14 protein-coding genes and 1 pseudogene are annotated in these 14,911 nt (G+C 60.3%); 10 read left to right on the forward strand and 5 right to left on the reverse strand.

The genetic code is table 11. The features are described from left to right. Positions 1 to 145: 145 nt before the first annotated feature. From AOA60_RS22560 to AOA60_RS22585, 6 genes are all read left to right on the forward strand, one after another. Positions 146 to 1,045 (forward strand): LysR family transcriptional regulator, encoded by a 900-nt coding sequence (locus tag AOA60_RS22560; RefSeq protein ID WP_099586395.1) that lies wholly within the window; start codon positions 146 to 148, stop codon positions 1,043 to 1,045. A gap of 241 nt (positions 1,046 to 1,286) precedes the next feature. Then, on the forward strand, positions 1,287 to 2,327 hold the full coding sequence (locus AOA60_RS22565) for an alpha/beta fold hydrolase (RefSeq protein WP_099586301.1): 1,041 nt from the start codon (positions 1,287 to 1,289) through the stop codon (positions 2,325 to 2,327). 85 nt (positions 2,328 to 2,412) lie between these two features. Further along, positions 2,413 to 2,658, forward strand: coding sequence for a helix-turn-helix transcriptional regulator (locus tag AOA60_RS22570; protein ID WP_099586302.1), 246 nt, complete (start codon positions 2,413 to 2,415; stop codon positions 2,656 to 2,658). A 231-nt stretch (positions 2,659 to 2,889) separates the two neighbouring features. Continuing rightward, positions 2,890 to 3,138, forward strand: a complete 249-nt coding sequence (locus AOA60_RS34025) for a hypothetical protein (RefSeq protein ID WP_256592865.1) — start codon at positions 2,890 to 2,892, stop codon at positions 3,136 to 3,138. 166 nt (positions 3,139 to 3,304) lie between these two features. Continuing rightward, positions 3,305 to 4,531 carry an MFS transporter gene (locus AOA60_RS22580; RefSeq protein ID WP_099586303.1) on the forward strand — a complete coding sequence of 409 codons (1,227 nt, stop codon included), beginning with the start codon at positions 3,305 to 3,307 and terminating at the stop codon, positions 4,529 to 4,531. Positions 4,532 to 4,591: 60 nt separating this feature from the next. Then, positions 4,592 to 4,753, forward strand: coding sequence for a DUF2986 domain-containing protein (locus tag AOA60_RS22585; protein ID WP_099586304.1), 162 nt, complete (start codon positions 4,592 to 4,594; stop codon positions 4,751 to 4,753). Position 4,754: 1 nt separating this feature from the next. On the opposite strand, the gene AOA60_RS22590 is transcribed toward AOA60_RS22585, so the two are convergent. From AOA60_RS22590 to AOA60_RS22610, 4 genes and pseudogenes are all read right to left on the reverse strand, one after another. Continuing rightward, a complete protein-coding gene (locus AOA60_RS22590) occupies positions 4,755 to 5,966 on the reverse strand; it encodes a YeeE/YedE family protein (RefSeq protein WP_099586305.1) in 1,212 nt (403 codons plus the stop codon). 94 nt (positions 5,967 to 6,060) lie between these two features. Continuing rightward, on the reverse strand, positions 6,061 to 6,858 hold the full coding sequence (locus AOA60_RS22595) for a DNA/RNA non-specific endonuclease (RefSeq protein WP_099586306.1): 798 nt from the start codon (positions 6,856 to 6,858) through the stop codon (positions 6,061 to 6,063). A 56-nt stretch (positions 6,859 to 6,914) separates the two neighbouring features. Continuing rightward, positions 6,915 to 7,373 (reverse strand): annotated as a pseudogene (locus tag AOA60_RS22600) (TetR/AcrR family transcriptional regulator); the annotation flags it as partial. 73 nt (positions 7,374 to 7,446) lie between these two features. Further along, complete coding sequence (locus tag AOA60_RS22610) at positions 7,447 to 8,664, reverse strand: MFS transporter (protein WP_099586307.1); 1,218 nt, start codon at positions 8,662 to 8,664, stop codon at positions 7,447 to 7,449. A gap of 122 nt (positions 8,665 to 8,786) precedes the next feature. Here AOA60_RS22610 and AOA60_RS22615 point away from each other — a divergent pair, with 122 nt between their 5' ends. The 4 genes from AOA60_RS22615 to AOA60_RS22630 all read left to right on the forward strand — a co-directional run bounded on the left by AOA60_RS22615 (position 8,787) and on the right by AOA60_RS22630 (position 13,471). After that, entirely contained in the window at positions 8,787 to 9,428 is a 642-nt protein-coding gene (locus AOA60_RS22615; RefSeq protein WP_099586308.1) for a TetR/AcrR family transcriptional regulator, read from the forward strand. A gap of 88 nt (positions 9,429 to 9,516) precedes the next feature. Then, the gene (locus AOA60_RS22620; RefSeq protein ID WP_099586309.1) at positions 9,517 to 10,038 is read left to right on the forward strand and encodes a sigma-70 family RNA polymerase sigma factor; all 522 of its coding nucleotides are present in this window, start codon (positions 9,517 to 9,519) and stop codon (positions 10,036 to 10,038) included. Beyond that, on the forward strand, positions 10,035 to 10,985 hold the full coding sequence (locus AOA60_RS22625; protein ID WP_099586310.1) for a FecR family protein: 951 nt from the start codon (positions 10,035 to 10,037) through the stop codon (positions 10,983 to 10,985). Before AOA60_RS22620 ends, AOA60_RS22625 begins: the two co-directional genes overlap by 4 nt. A gap of 74 nt (positions 10,986 to 11,059) precedes the next feature. Next, entirely contained in the window at positions 11,060 to 13,471 is a 2,412-nt protein-coding gene (locus AOA60_RS22630; RefSeq protein WP_099586311.1) for a TonB-dependent siderophore receptor, read from the forward strand. Between the two features lie 81 nt (positions 13,472 to 13,552). Here AOA60_RS22630 and AOA60_RS22635 read toward each other — a convergent pair whose 3' ends face one another. Further along, the gene (locus AOA60_RS22635; RefSeq protein ID WP_099586312.1) at positions 13,553 to 14,011 is read right to left on the reverse strand and encodes an Hsp20 family protein; all 459 of its coding nucleotides are present in this window, start codon (positions 14,009 to 14,011) and stop codon (positions 13,553 to 13,555) included. Between the last annotated feature and the right edge of the window lie 900 nt (positions 14,012 to 14,911).

The following is a 14,911-nucleotide window of genomic DNA, read 5'->3' on the forward strand; positions in this document are numbered from 1 at the left end:
GACTCCTCCCTTACGCTGAAGACATTGTTGAGGTTTCCCGGCTGTAGATAAATGTGCAGAAACGATCAGGATTGTTATCCTGATCAGCAACAATCATCCAGTTAACACGCTTGCCGAGAAGAGACTTATGGAGCTTCTACAGTCGATGCAAGTATTCGCCAAGCTAGCGGAGTTGGGGAGCTTCACCAAAGTCGCTGAGGCAATGCAGGCCGGACGCCCGCACGTCACGCGCACCATTCAGGATCTGGAAGCCTCGCTGGGTGTCCGTCTGTTCCAGCGCACTACGCGTAAAGTAAAACTGACGGCTGAGGGCGAGCGGTTTTACGAACGCGTCAAAGAGATTTTGGCAACCATTGCAGAAACCACTTCCATGTTCGACCGTAGTGGGCCGACCTTGCGCGGACGACTTCGAATTGACATTCCCACTGCATTTTCCCAACGCAGCTTCATGGAAAGCCTTAGGAAATTTAAAGAGGCATTTCCCGAAATCGAGCTTGCGCTAGGCGTGACCGACCGTACGGTAGATCTCGTCGCCGAGGGCATCGACTGTGTATTGCGAATTGGTGACCTCCCGGATTCAAGCATGGTGGCCAGAGAAATTGGCGCCGCCACCATGGTGACCTGTGCGTCTCCAGGTTATCTCCAAACCTGCGGGGCACCCATAACCCTGCAAGATCTGGCAGACCACCAATGTGTCAGCTTCCTTTCCGGTCAAAATAACAGACCACTGCCTTGGCACTTCTCGGTAGACGGCGAAGATCGGCCACACACGCCTCATGGTGGAATCACGGTGAATGAGTCGAATGCCTACGTTCAATGCGGTGTTGCAGGCTTCGGCATTGTTCAAGCTCCTGGAATAGCCGTTGAGACATTCCTCGCAAGCGGAGAACTGGTTGAAGTGCTCAGGGCATTTCGTCCAAAGCCTCGCCTGGTATCCGTGCTTTATCCAAGCAGAACGCATCTTGCGCCTCAGGTCGACGCATTCGTGGATTGGCTGAAGGAACATTTTCCTGTGCTACACCCCAGCTGGTTCACAGCGCACTAACCTTCGCTCGTATGCTGACGCACGAATTCACAGACCGAACAAGGCAGTAGCGATGAGAGTTCCGGGTTGGGGCTGCTTCGCAGCCCAGCGGGGGGCAAGCCCACTCACCACAACAAGCCCACTCATCAAAAAAGCCACGGCGCCCCGTGCCCCAAAAGACGATACGATCGCGCTCGCCCATGAGGTTTACGCAATACCGTAAACCCACGAAGCTTCGACCCCATCAAGGAAGATAAAAACAATGAGAACGGCTTTCTGCGCCCTGTTCCTGCTGTGCCTGACCGCTCCTGCCTTCGCTGACGAAATCCCCATCGGCTTCAAAACCAGCGTGCTTCCCGACCCCCACAACCAACGTCCACTTGAGTTGGCCGTCTGGTACCCCGCTACTACCACCGCAAAACCGCAGCTGATTGCAGACAATGCTGTCTTCGTCGGCGCCCTCGCCGTGCCCGATGCGCCGCCGGCCAGCGGTGAACATCCCCTGGTCGTGCTCTCCCACGGCTACGGCGGCAACTGGGGTAAACAGGTGTGGCTGGCCAGTGCGTTGGCCCATCAGGGTTATATCGTCGCGGCGGTCAATCATCCCGGCACTACCACCAAGGACCGCAGCCCGCAAGCCGCCGCGCAGTTATGGCAACGCCCGGCGGACCTGAGCCGGGCTATCAATGCGGTATTGGATCAGCCCGCCCGATTTGGCGCGGTAGCGAGCAAACAGATCGCCGCCGTGGGCCACTCCCTCGGCGGCTGGACCGTGCTGGCAATCGCCGGGGCGCGCTTCGATCCTGATCTCTTCGCGAGGGAGTGCAGCACCTACCCCAAGCTGGGCGGTTGCATCGGTTACCACGAGATGAACCCCGCCGCCACGCCAGCGGGCAAGGCCAAGTTGGCGGCTGATTTGAGGGACAAACGCGTCACCGCCATTGTGTCGCTGGACCTGGGCCTGTCGCGCGGCTTCACCGACGCCAGCCTCGCCGCCTTGCCAGTGCCGGCGCTGGTAATTGCGGGGGGTGTGCCAACGGAGGATATGGCGCCTGAATTGGAGTCCGCCGATATGGTCCGGCGCATGGCAAAAGCTTCGACGCAGTATGTGGAGATTGCCGACGCTACCCACTTCAGCTTCATGTCGATCTGCAAGCCGGGGGCGATTGCCTTGATTGAGGAGAGCTCGCCGGGGGATGGCATGATTTGCCGGGATGGCGAAGGGGCTCGGGCGCGAGGGGTAATTCAGCAGCAGATTGTGGGGCTGATTACTGGATTTTTGGGGCGACCAGACAACAATTAAAAGAAAGTGCTACCCAAGCAAAAATGCATCGAATACGATGCATTTAATTGGTTAAATCAAAAATGCACCGTATAGGATGCAAAAAATGAATGACTTGGGGACCCTTATTAAAAATCTGCGCAAGGCAGCCGGTCTTTCACAAAGCCAACTCGCGCAACGGCACGGAATGAGCCGTGCAACTATTTCAGGCATCGAGAACAACACCATACCTGAAGTAGGGATTCGCAAGGTCGCAGCAATCCTTGAGGGTTTGGGGTATGAGTTGACCGCGACACCCAAGCGCCGACGTAAGACGCTCGATGAACTGAAATCAGGAAATATCCATGACTAGGCAAAATGACAGGCTGTATATCGGTGCTGGAGGAGTGGATGCGGGAACGCTGGGGATTGTCGGCCCACACCAGCTTGGTCGCATCAGCGTCTCCCACGACAGCGATGGCAAATCACTGCCTGAGATCAAACTCTCTGAGCTGTTGGTCTATGACGGGGCGAAAGATCTATTCGCCGATCTGATGAAAACTTATGCAGCCTACTCAGGTGTCTCTACCAGGAGCAGGACATCATGGGCCTCTTGCTTGGCGGTTCAAAGGCTTGGCCCAAACGTAAGATGCTGGTCAAGTTCGGTCGCAGCTCATGCAATTTGACGGAGTCTCGTTGCAACGAATTGCTTGCACGAGTGCACGGTGGAATGAGCCGCGCCATGGGGGAACTTTCTGATTATCGAATCGCCCATCACGAGTTTGACGCCGTGGGGGAAAAAATGATCTGCGCATGGGAGAAGGGGCTGGCGAGGAGTATTGAGCCGGAGTGATTGTGTTTGCTTGATAAAAGTTCCAGCGCAGTGCCGTCACATCGATAGCACTGATGATTACTATCGAACCACTCGCCTATAGGCTCACCAACCCCCGTTCCTATAATCGCCTCCCACGTCTTCCTGCGCCTGTCTTAAGGCCACATCCCCTCTTGGAACTCCTCACATGCCAAGCGCGAGCCAGGCCCCTAGCGGCCTTCCCGAACATAATCAACAAAGCGTCAAACAGCAGTGGCTGGCGATTCTTTCGGTTGCCGTGGGTGCCTTTGCCCTGGTGACCAGTGAATTCCTGCCGGTGGGCGTGCTCAACGACGTCGCCGCCGACCTCGGTATCAGCGCCGGCCACGCCGGTTTGATGGTGACGCTGCCCGGCATCATGGCGGCCCTCGCGGCGCCGTTTCTGTCAGTGAGCATTGGCACCATGGATCGGCGGTATCTGCTGATCGGCCTGACGTTGATCATGATCATCGCCAACACGGTCGTGGCCTTCGCCAGCGACTTCAACCTGCTGCTGTTCGGCCGTGTGTTACTGGGTATCAGCATCGGCGGTTTCTGGGCGACGGCGATCGCCCTCAGTGGCCGCCTGGCGCCCAAGGGTGTGGGCGTGGCGAAGGCCACTTCGATCATCATGATGGGTGTGACCCTGGCCACGGTACTCGGCGTGCCCGTCGGCACCTGGCTCAGTGGCTTGATGGGCTGGCGCATGACGTTCCTGGTGACGGCGCTGGTGGGCATTCCGGTGTTGTTGGCGCAGATGTTCCTGCTGCCGAAGCTCACGCCGGAGAAGGCCATTCGCGTCAGTGATCTGCCTGCGTTGTTTATCAACCCACAAGCGCGGGTCGGGTTGATCGCGGTGTTGCTGATCGGTTTGGCGCACTTTGCGGCCTACACCTATGTCGCACCGTTCTTCAAGCACAGCTCCGGTTTTGATGGGCCGACCATTGGTTCGCTGTTGCTGTTGTATGGCGTCGCAGGGGTGATGGGCAATATTTTCGCCGGGTTCGCCGCTAACCGCAGCGTGCGTAACACCTTGCTGCTGGTAGCGCTGATGATCGGTACCAGCACCGCGCTGTTCCCGTATTTCGCCACTGGCATGACCGGCGCCGCGATGCTGATCGCGCTGTGGGGCTTTGCCTTTGGCGCGTTCCCGGCCTGCGCGAGTATCTGGATGTTCGTGGTGGCGCCCAAGGATGTCGAGCGCGGCATGCCACTGTTCGTGGCGTTGTTCCAGGTGATTATTGCCCTGGGCTCGTTCTTTGGCGGGCAGATCGTCGACCAGATGGGCAGCGCGGTGCTGCTGAGCCTGGCCACGGCGCTGGTGGCTTGCGGGTTTGTGACGGTGCTGGTGTTGGGCCGCAGCGTCAGCAACAGCTTGGCGGCGCAGCCTTGCTAGCCATTGGCTGCGGTTTTTAAGCTGGTATCATCCGGGCACGTTTAACCCAGGTAGACACCCATGAATCGCCAGAAAAAACTGCAGCAGTTGTTCAAGGCCAAGGCCAAAAAGGCCAGCGCCAAATTGGCGCCCAAATCCAAGGACAAATACATCAGCAAGGCGGAGCGGGAAAAGCTGGCGGCTGAAGCCGATCAGGCGCCAGGCGTTTCCCCGCAGGACTGACTCAGCAGCCGCTCAGCGCCACCGGCCGGCGCTCGCCCGCAAAGAAAAACGGCCGCAGGCGCACGCCCACGCTGTTGCCGATAAACGCGGCCACCAACCACACCCAGCCATGCAGGCTGCCCGAGGCGATGCCGCTGAAGTACGCGCCGATGTTGCAGCCGTACGCCAGCCGCGAACCATAACCGAGCAGCAGGCCGCCGATCACCGCAGCGATCAGCGAGCGGGCCGGGATCTTCAGGCTGGGGGCGAAACGCCCGGCCAGGCCGGCAGCCAACAGCGCGCCGAGGACGATGCCGATGTCCATGACACTGGTGATGTCTTGCCACACCGGCGCCGCCAGGGCCTTGGCATTGCCCGGCATCTGCCAGAACGCCCAGGCGCTTACGTCCACACCCAGACCACTCGCCACCTTGGCGCCCCACAGGGCGAAGGCCGAGGTGATGCCCCACGGCCGACCGGCCAGTGCCAGGGTGGCGTAGTTGAGCAGCGCCAGACCAATCGCGCCCCACACCAAGGGCCACGGGCCGCGCAGGAAACGGCGCAGGCCTTGGTGTTCACTCTTCACGCCTTCTTCAAGCTGGCCATGACGGCGCTTTTCCAGGCGTACGGTGACGGTCGCGATGAGGGCGAACATCGCCAGGCTGGCGAGCAAGGCCGGCATTACGCCAAAGCTCTTGACGATGGACACCGCCGGGAACGCCGGCAGGGCGAACCACCAATCCACATGGTGCGTGGCGATCAACGAGCCGCAGATAAAGAACAACAGCGTCACCAGCATGCGCGCATTGCCGCCGCCCACGGTGAACAGCGTGCCCGAAGCACAGCCACCGCCCAACTGCATGCCGATGCCGAAAATAAACGCACCGAACACCACCGACACCCCGGCCGGCGCCACCAGCCCAACCACCGGTTGCCCAAACAAAGTGCCCGCTCCCAATGCCGGGAAGAACAGCAGCACCGCCAGCGCGAGCATCACCATCTGCGCGCGCAAGCCGGCGCCACGGCGTTCGTTGATGAACACGCGCCAGGCGGAAGTGAACCCGAAGGCCGCGTGATAAAGCGTCAGGCCCAATGCGGCGCCAACCACCAGCAACAATACCTGGCGCGAGCCGACGCTGTTTTGCAGGAACAAGGCGCCGAGCACCAGGATGATAAAGGCCACCAGCGGCGCGACGGGTTTGCGCGTGGGGGTTATGGAAAGAGAGGTGCTCATCGGGATCTCAGTTCATTTGAAGAGGATGGAATACGAGGCCGCAGAGTATAGACCCAGAATCCAGTGGTGAGCGGGCAAGCCCATTCACTACAAATCAGCCGCGCCCCACCGACCCCGACACCGGAAGATTGCCCAGCAATTTAAGCCCGGTCGCCTTCACAAAGGTGTCGTAATCCATCGGCCGCTGAATCCGCGTTTCAGCATTGGGCAACACATACGCCCAGGCCCGCTGGGACGAGGCGTCGTACACCAACTTGAACAGACGCGTCGGCACCCACACTTGGTTGTCGCCCATGGTGCTGTAGCCCGAATCAAACAACGGCCCGGTAAACACAAACACATCGCCACCGGCGCGCACGGCGAATTTGCGCACGTCGGCCTCAACCTTGCTCCAGATCTTGCGGTTGTTGGTGGGGTCCTGGGGCACCATGTTCGACAGCGCGAACGACTGGGCCATGGCCTTGGCGTCCGGTGCATCGGCGGCCGGAGATTGGTGGCCACGGTCCATGGCCGGTTGCTGGCCACGGTAGTCACTCAACTCGGCGCGCGCGCCCTTGGGGATGCGCGGGTCGGCGTAGAAGTGGTTGGTGCGCTCTTCGCCTTTGGCGTCCTTGAGCTGGCGGGCGTTGAGGCGTTCGACCACCACCAGCGGCGTCTTGCTGGTTTGCGAATAGAGCACCGCAAAATGGTCGGAGCACAGCGCCAGGGGTTTCATGCTGGCGGGAATGGTGGCGGTTTTGATGGGTGTCGCGGCGGGGAAAATATCGGCGCAACTGTCGAACGAAAGGCGCTGTTCCTGGCTGGAATAGAGGTCCATCGCACCACGGGCCTGCGCCCCGGTGGACAGCAGCAAAAGGGTCGAGAGCGCGGCTGCAATATTGCGTAAGTGCATGTTTTTAAATCTTTTCGTGAGGATCAGGCGGGACCTATGGACCCTCACATTGCACTTTAGTGCCGACCCTGAAGAATCGAATTCCACGCGGCTTCGGCCAGCAGCTCTCGATACGCCTGAGGGCTATTTTTAACCTTGCCCGAAAGCCAGGCCCGCGAGTAGTTTTCTGCCGCGCCGATGATCAACGAGGGGATCAACTCGGAAGGCAAGTGGCCGAAATACTCCTGGCGTCCCTCGGCGCTCATCCAGTCCTTCAATTGCTTGTTTCGCTGCTTGTTGCGCGACACCAGTTCGTCCTTGAACGGGCCGTTGGACACCGCAAAGCGGCTCTGAAAGACAAAGCGCGCCCAGTCCGGCTGTGCGTCTACCCACTCCACGTAGCTGTACACCAACGCAAAGATGCCCTCGCGTGCGGTGTTCGCCTCTTGCAGGTAGCGATCACGCAGGGCGGCCAGGTCTTCAAGCGCGGCAAAAAACAGAGCGGCCACCAGCCCTTCCTTATTGTGCCGGTGGACATCTGCGATGAAGGCGACGTCAACGTGTTTACCGCGCGTATCACCATGAACGTGAAGCTGGCTTAGGCCCGGCTCAATGTCCCACTGCTGCGGGCCCATCGGCGGACCGCTTACCCGGTTTGAACCCATGGACCCGCGCCGTCCACGCAATGCACAGCGCCACGGCCACCAACCCCAGCATCGCCCACGGAAACGACCCCACTCCCCACGTCTCCAGCAGCACCCCGCCCACTACGCCGCTGCCGGCAATCGCGCTGTTCCACGCCACCACATTCAACGACAACGCCACATCCGCGCCCTCGCCCGCCGCATCCGCCAGGGCGGTTTGCAGCAAGGTCGCGGCGCCGCCGAAGCTCAGGCCCCACACCGCCACGCCGCAGTAGATCACCTCAGCCATTGAGCTCAGGCAGCCAAACACCACACAGACCAGCGCAAAGGCCGCCAGGCTCACCAGCACGGTCTTGCGCAACAACGGCTCGACCAGCCTGGCCGTGATCCAGATCCCCGCCAACGCGGCACTACCGAACACCAGCAGGACCAGGTCGACGCGCTCCGCCAACCCCGCCGACGCCACGAAGGGGGCGATGTAGGTGTACAGAATGTTGTGCGCCAGCATCCAACTGATCACCACCGCCAGCACCGGGCGCACGCCTGGCGTGGTCAGCACTTGGCCCAGCGACAGTCGCTGGTGTGCGGGTTGCGGCGCATAGTCCGGCACTTTCACCAACACCCAGACGATCAACACTACGGTGAGCCCAGACATCAGGCCGAAGGCGGTACGCCATCCCACCAGCCCGCCAAGCCAGGTACCCAGCGGTACACCCAGCGACAGCGCAATCGGCGTGCCGACCATGGCCAGTGCCAGCGCCCTGCCCTGTTGATGAGGCGCGACCATGCGCCGGGCGTAACCGGCGAGCAGGCTCCAGGCCAACCCCGCCGCGACTCCGGCGAAGAAACGTGCCACCAGTGTCACGCCGTAGTGAGATGACAACGCGGTGATCGAGTTGAACAGCAGGAAACCGACGATGGTCAGCAGCAACACATTGCGCCGCCGCCAGCCACGGGTAGCGATGGTCATGGGAATCACCGCCAGCACCGAACCCAATGCATAGGCCGTGACCATCTGCCCGGCCATGGACGGCGAAATCGCCAGCCCTTCGCTGATCAACGGCAACAGGCCGGCGGGCAGGGTTTCGGTAACGATGCAGATGAAGCCGGTCATGGCCAGGGCGAGCAAGGCGCCAATGGGCAGGCGTTCGGACGAGGCCGGTAGAGTGAGTGAAGGCGTCACGGGAAGCTCCTTGGAAACAGACTTAAATACTGATCGATACAAATGTTGCAGGTGACCGGCGCACGTTGTCAACGACTTATGTATCGACTAGTATTTATCTCGCTTTCCACCGGAGTCTTCATATGGCACAAATGGGCCGCCCGCGTAATTTCGACCGTGCACAGGCTGTGGAACAGGCATTGCATCTGTTTTGGCAGCACGGCTACGACGCCACCTCTCTCGCTCAGCTCAAAGCGGGCCTGGGCGGCGGCATCTCCGCGCCGAGCTTTTACGCCGCGTTCGGCTCCAAGGAAGCCTTGTTCGACGAATGCGTGCAGCGCTACCTGACAACCTACGCCCAAGTCACCGAATGCTTGTGGGATGAAACCCTGCAACCGCGTCGGGCGATCGAGACCGCGTTGCGCCAGTCGGCGCGCATGCAGTGTGAAGACGGTCATCCCAAAGGCTGCATGGTGGCGCTGGGCGTGATGAGCGCGCCAAGCCCGGAGAATGCACGGGTGGCAGATGGCTTGACCCAATCGCGGTTGCGCACACGGGCCGGGATCGTGGCGTGTGTAGAGCGGGCGGTGCGCCTGGGGCAATTGCCGGCGCATACCCAACCGGTGGTGATGGCGACGGTGTTTGACAGTTTCCTGCAGGGGGTGTCGATCCTGGCACGCGATGGGATGGCGCATTCAGCCATCGATGCAGCGATCAGCCAGATCATGCTGACATGGGATGTCGCCGCGTCTGTCACGCCCCCGTTATCCAAACCGAAGGCTTAAATACACAATCACCGCTGGCCACGCTTGCTTTCGCTGATGGCACACCGCTAATCTTGCGAATAATTCTTATCCGCAGACGTAGCCTCCCATGTCGGCCAGCGACCTTCCCTTGAATCAGGCTGTCCATGTGCTCTACACCGAGCACCATGGCTGGTTGTTCGGCTGGCTGCGAAAAAAACTCGGTTGCCCACAGAACGCTGCGGACCTTTCCCACGACACCTTCGTACGCATCCTTACGTCCCGGGACGCCCTCGGCGCCCTGCGTGAACCGCGGGCGTTCCTCACGACCACCGCGCGCCACCTGATCATCGACCGGGCGCGCCGCCGTCAGCTGGAAGACGCCTACCTGCGCGAACTGGCGCTGACCATCGACATGATGGAGCACTGCCAGCAGTCGCCGGAGCAGATCCTGGTCACTCTCGAAGCGCTGGAACAGATCGCCTTTGTGCTCGACGGCCTGGCCCTGAATGCGCGACAGGCGTTCCTGCTCTACTTCCTCGAAGGCCTGCGCCAGAGCGACATCGCCAGCCGCTTGGGGATTTCCGAGCGCATGGTGCGCAAGCACCTGATGAATGCCCTGCTGCACTGCAACCACGTGCTGGACATATGAGCGCCGACCTCGACCAACAGGCCGCCAACTGGGTGATTCGCCTGAATGAAGGCAACCTCAGCGAGCGCGAGCAGCAGCAATTCGAACGCTGGAAGATCGCCGACCCACAGCACGCGGCGGCCTTTGAGCGCTTGCAGGGGTTTGTCGGGCGCTTGCAAGCCTTGCGCCCGCAACAGGCACCGGTGCAAGCCGCACTGGAAGCGGCCCGGGTACGCCGGCGCAACCCGGCCGGCCGCGTCCTGCTGGGCTTGCTGATGGCGTTGCCGGTGGCTCTGGCATTGCGGGCTTATCCGCCCACTTACCTGCTGGCCGACCAACGCACCGCCCCGGCGCACTGGCAGCGAATCAATCTGGAGGACGGTTCGCAACTGACCCTCAGCGGCAACAGCGCCGTGGACCTGACTTTCAACGGCCAGCAACGCCAGGTGCGCTTGCTGCGCGGCGAAATACTGGTGCAGGTGGCCCACGATGCCACGCGGCCGTTCAGCGTGGTGACCGACGATGGCCAGATGCGCGCCCTCGGCACGCGTTTCACGGTCAGGCGCGAAACGCCGGGCACGCTGCTGACCATGCTCGAATCGACCGTCGCCGCCACCGATGCCGGTCAACACACGGCTGTGAACGTCAGTGCCGGCGAACAGGCGCGCATTACGCCGGACGCGGTGACGCTGCTGGGCAAGGTCGATCCCCGCGCCACGAACGACGCCTGGCAACACCACCAGTTGGTGGTACAGGACCGGCCGTTGCCGGAAGTACTGGATGAGTTGGCACGCCAGTACGGCGGCCATGTGCAGTTCAATCGCGAGCAATTGGCCGACCTGCGTGTGTCTGCCGTGTTGCCGCTGGACAACCCGCGTCGCGCCCTGCAATTGATTGCCGATGGTCTGCCGGTGCGCCTGCGCTCGTTCAGTCCGCTGTGGTTGCAGATCGAGCGTCACGAAAAATAGTTTCGCGTGCCGGGTTCCGCTTTTCAGCACTGCCCCGTCAAGGAAGAAAGCACCTCAATAACAGGAATTCTTCCATGCCGCGCCACCTCAAGCGTTCTCCCTTGCCTCTCGCCTTGGCGATCAACCTGGCCAGCCTTAGCGCACTGAGCCTGGGCCTGTGCAGCCCGGTGGCCGCACAAGAGGCGGCGCGGTATGCCATCGCCGCTGGCCCGCTGGGCCCGGCACTGAACCTGTTCGCCCAGCAGGCGCATGTGGCGTTGCTGTTCGACAGCACGACCGTCGCCGGTTTGAGCACCGCGGGTTTGCAAGGCGATTTCCCGATCAACCAGGGCTTTGCCCAGTTGCTGCGTGGCAGTGGCTTGCAAGCGGTGCAAGGCGCCAACGGGTATGTGTTGGTACCGGTCAACACCGGCGGCGCCCTGGAATTGGGGCCGACCTCGATCACCGGTTTGAGCGAAGAAAGCAGCACCGAGCACGTCAAGGGCTACGTGGCCACGCGCAACCTCAGCGCGACCAAGACCGACACACCGATCATCGAAACCCCGCAATCGTTGTCGGTGGTCACCAGCGACGAGATCCGCGACCGGCAATCGGAAACCCTGTCGCAAACCCTCGACCTGACGCCGGGTTTCACCAGCCAACCCACCAGTTTCAACCGCACCTCGGACCGCTTTCGCATTCGCGGTTTCGATGTGGAATCCGCCACCGGTGGTTCCCTGCGCGATGGCCTGCGCCTGCAAAACAACTCCTACGATGGCGTGCAGGAACCCTATGGCCTGGAACGCGCCGAAGTGATTCGCGGCGCGGCGTCGGTGCTGTACGGGCAACTGTCGCCGGGCGGCCTGATCAACACCGTGAGCAAACGCCCGAGCCAGACGCCTTACCATGAGGTCAACCTGCAAGCCGGGCAGAACAACCGCAAGCAACTGTCCGCCGACTTCACCGGCCCCCTGGGCGACAGCGACACCTTGAGCTACCGCCTGACCCTGCTCGACCGCAAGAGCGACACCGCCGCCGACCATATCCAGAACGATAAGGTCTATGTCGCCCCGGCCCTGACCTGGCGACCGAATGACGACACCTCGCTGACCTTGCTGTCGTTCTACCAGAAGACCGAAACCGGCTTCTCCGCGCCCCTGCCCTATCAATTGACCAAAGGTGTGGGCAGCGGCAATTTCCAGATCGGCCGCCACGACTTTATCGGCGAACCGGACTACGACGAGATGAACGGCGAGATGTCGGCGCTGGGCTACGAGTTCGAGCATCGCTTCGATGAACACACGCGCATCAGCCATAAGCTGCGGTACTACCAATCGGATGTGACCTGGCGCTACCTGCAGGTCAACACCTCCGGCACCAACATCGCCACTGCGCAGACCTCCGGCCTGCTGCGTCGCCAGTACAGCGACCGCGAAGAACGCTCACGGGGCCTGGCTAGCGACACCCACATCGAAAGCAAATGGCAGTTCGGCGACTGGCAGCACACCTTCCTGCTGGGCTTTGATGGGTATGACACCAGCTACGACTCCCATAACTTCCGGGGCACTGCGCAGCCGCTGAACCTGGCGACCTACCAGTACGGCCAGCCGGTGGTGGTGAATAAAAACCCTGCGACCGACCGTGGCTCGCAAATCGACACGCTGCAAAAAGGCATCTACTTCCAGGACCAGATCAAGTTCGACGAGCGTTGGATCCTGCTACTCGGTGGCCGTCATGACTGGGCGGACCAGCACACCGAACTGTTCCGCAATGGCGACGACAGTGGCAAAAGCAATGAAGCCACCACCTGGCGCGCGGGCCTGGTGTACAAGGCCGACAATGGCCTGGCGCCCTACATCAGCTACAGCGAATCGTTCTTCCCGGTAGCCGGCACCAACAAGGCGGGTGAAAGCTTTGTGCCCACCCAGGGCAAGCAGTATGAAATCGGTATCCGCTATCAGCCCGAGGGCAGCGCCACGCTGCTGAGTGCGGCGGTGTACCAGTTGGAACAGCGCAACGTGTTGAGCCAGGACCGCACCGATATCAATTTCTCGGTGCAAGTCGGCGAGGTGCGCTCCCGAGGCTTCGAATTGGAAGCCAAGAGCGAAGTCACCCCCAACCTCAGTCTGATCGCGTCCTACGCCTACATCGACGCACGCATCACCAAAAGCGATATCGCCAGCGAAGTCGGCCAACGCAGCGAAGACACGCCCTATCACCAGGCCGCCCTCTGGGCCGATTACCGCCTGGCCGCGTTGGGCGTGCCGCAACTGCGCATCGGCGGCGGCGCGCGTTACAAGGGCACCACGCAGGCATCCGGCGTGCCGTCTTCGATGCCGGCTTACACGCTGTACGACGCCCGCGCCAGTTACGAGATCGACCCCAATTGGGAGGTCGCGCTTAACGCCAATAACGTCACCAATAAGCGCTACACCTACTGCGAGTTTGCGATTTGCCGCTATGGCGATGAGCGGCAGCTGGTCAGTTCGGTGACCTACCGCTGGTAACCGGGCGGGAACAAACACCGTTAATCATCGGTGGCACAAATAATAAAGGCGCTCCGAAGAGCGCCTTTATTCATTCCAGCCTTACTGCTCGCTGATGGATTTCACCTCAGCCTTGGCCACACCGCCAATCGCAATGCGCTTGGGTTTCGCTTCCTCCGGGACCACCCGCAGCAGGTCGATGCTCAGCAACCCGTTGGCGAGCTGCGCGCCCTGCACTTCAATGTGGTCGACCAGGCGGAACGACAACCGGAACGCACGCTGGGCGATGCCCTGGTGCAGGTAAGTAATGCCCTCATCGTGTTCACGCTTGCCACCGGCGACGGTCAACACGCCTTTTTCCACCTGGATCTCCAGGTCATCCTCAACCAGCCCTGCAGCCGCGATGACGATCCGGTAATGATCATCGCCGTGCTTTTCGACGTTGTGAGGTGGATAGGTGGTACCGGCCTCGCTGCGAAGCGCCGATTCAAAAAGGTCGTTGAACCGGTCAAAACCAACGGAATGACGGAACAGTGGGGCCAACGAGAGAGTAGTAGCCATTGCGAAATCTCCTGAGTTTTCTCCAAGTGATTTGATCCGCGACCCGCATTCGGCATCGCGTAAACCCTAAGTAGGATCAGGGGGGAAAATTTCAAGCGGCATCCACAAAAAAATTTTCGCGACGACGGGAGGGGTCGATTCTGAGCTAGGGCAATTCGTGAAAGGCACATAGCGAAACAGCAATTGCGGACTAGACAGATGAGCGCACGGGGCCTTGCCAAATCTCTGAATCGTAGGATTAGAGACGCGTTCATGCTGGGTCACGCTGTGCGCTTTGATCACCCTGGAAAAATCCGAGGCAAAAAAAAGCCTGCATCGCTGCAGGCTTTTCCTATCTGGCTCCACGACCTGGACTCGAATAAATAAATAAGTATTTGTTTTTAAATGGGTTTTTTATTAGTTATAAAGTTTATATCCCTACGATTATCCTAATAAATCCCAGATTTTATGCGAACTCTTTGGATTCCCATGAGCACGGCAGTAGCGTCCGTCCCGCCTACCGATCAGTGCAGTAGTTCGTTTCCTCGTGATCACTGTGTCCGTCCTAAACGGACTTTAGTTGGGTGGTTTGGGTATTGAGAAAGACGTCCTGAATTTCGACAGGTTTTGATTCGTTGGTTTACATTTCTGCCGGCCAATCGATGGCATTGATTCTGACCATCTTTTGCATCCGGCTTGACCGATACTCGTAGAGAAGGTGATCGGCAGTGAGTAACCCGAACTGGTCAGTCGTGACAGGCAACAATCGGCCATATACGGACGTTTGTTGCTGCGCGCATTTCGGCTTTCGTCAAGTATTGTCTTGATAAATGCGAAGGACGCATCGCTATGGCTGCATCTACCCAATGGCAGCTCGGTGGCATAGCATTTTATCACCGGACAGCCGGTCGATTGAGCGAA

This window comes from Pseudomonas sp. 2822-17, assembly GCF_002742485.1.
GTDB classification, from domain to species: domain Bacteria; phylum Pseudomonadota; class Gammaproteobacteria; order Pseudomonadales; family Pseudomonadaceae; genus Aquipseudomonas; species Aquipseudomonas cyclaminis.

Bases quoted from the DNA above. Each gene is read 5' to 3' on its own strand.
- AOA60_RS22560 (WP_099586395.1), top strand. From the start codon at position 146: ATGCAAGTATTCGCCAAGCTAGCGGAGTTGGGGAGCTTCACCAAAGTC.
- AOA60_RS22565 (WP_099586301.1), top strand. From the start codon at position 1,287: ATGAGAACGGCTTTCTGCGCCCTGTTCCTGCTGTGCCTGACCGCTCCT.
- AOA60_RS22570 (WP_099586302.1), top strand. From the start codon at position 2,413: ATGAATGACTTGGGGACCCTTATTAAAAATCTGCGCAAGGCAGCCGGT.
- AOA60_RS34025 (WP_256592865.1), top strand. From the start codon at position 2,890: ATGGGCCTCTTGCTTGGCGGTTCAAAGGCTTGGCCCAAACGTAAGATG.
- AOA60_RS22580 (WP_099586303.1), top strand. From the start codon at position 3,305: ATGCCAAGCGCGAGCCAGGCCCCTAGCGGCCTTCCCGAACATAATCAA.
- AOA60_RS22585 (WP_099586304.1), top strand. From the start codon at position 4,592: ATGAATCGCCAGAAAAAACTGCAGCAGTTGTTCAAGGCCAAGGCCAAA.
- AOA60_RS22590 (WP_099586305.1), bottom strand. From the start codon at position 5,966: ATGAGCACCTCTCTTTCCATAACCCCCACGCGCAAACCCGTCGCGCCG.
- AOA60_RS22595 (WP_099586306.1), bottom strand. From the start codon at position 6,858: ATGCACTTACGCAATATTGCAGCCGCGCTCTCGACCCTTTTGCTGCTG.
- AOA60_RS22615 (WP_099586308.1), top strand. From the start codon at position 8,787: ATGGCACAAATGGGCCGCCCGCGTAATTTCGACCGTGCACAGGCTGTG.
- AOA60_RS22620 (WP_099586309.1), top strand. From the start codon at position 9,517: ATGTCGGCCAGCGACCTTCCCTTGAATCAGGCTGTCCATGTGCTCTAC.
- AOA60_RS22625 (WP_099586310.1), top strand. From the start codon at position 10,035: ATGAGCGCCGACCTCGACCAACAGGCCGCCAACTGGGTGATTCGCCTG.
- AOA60_RS22630 (WP_099586311.1), top strand. From the start codon at position 11,060: ATGCCGCGCCACCTCAAGCGTTCTCCCTTGCCTCTCGCCTTGGCGATC.
- AOA60_RS22635 (WP_099586312.1), bottom strand. From the start codon at position 14,011: ATGGCTACTACTCTCTCGTTGGCCCCACTGTTCCGTCATTCCGTTGGT.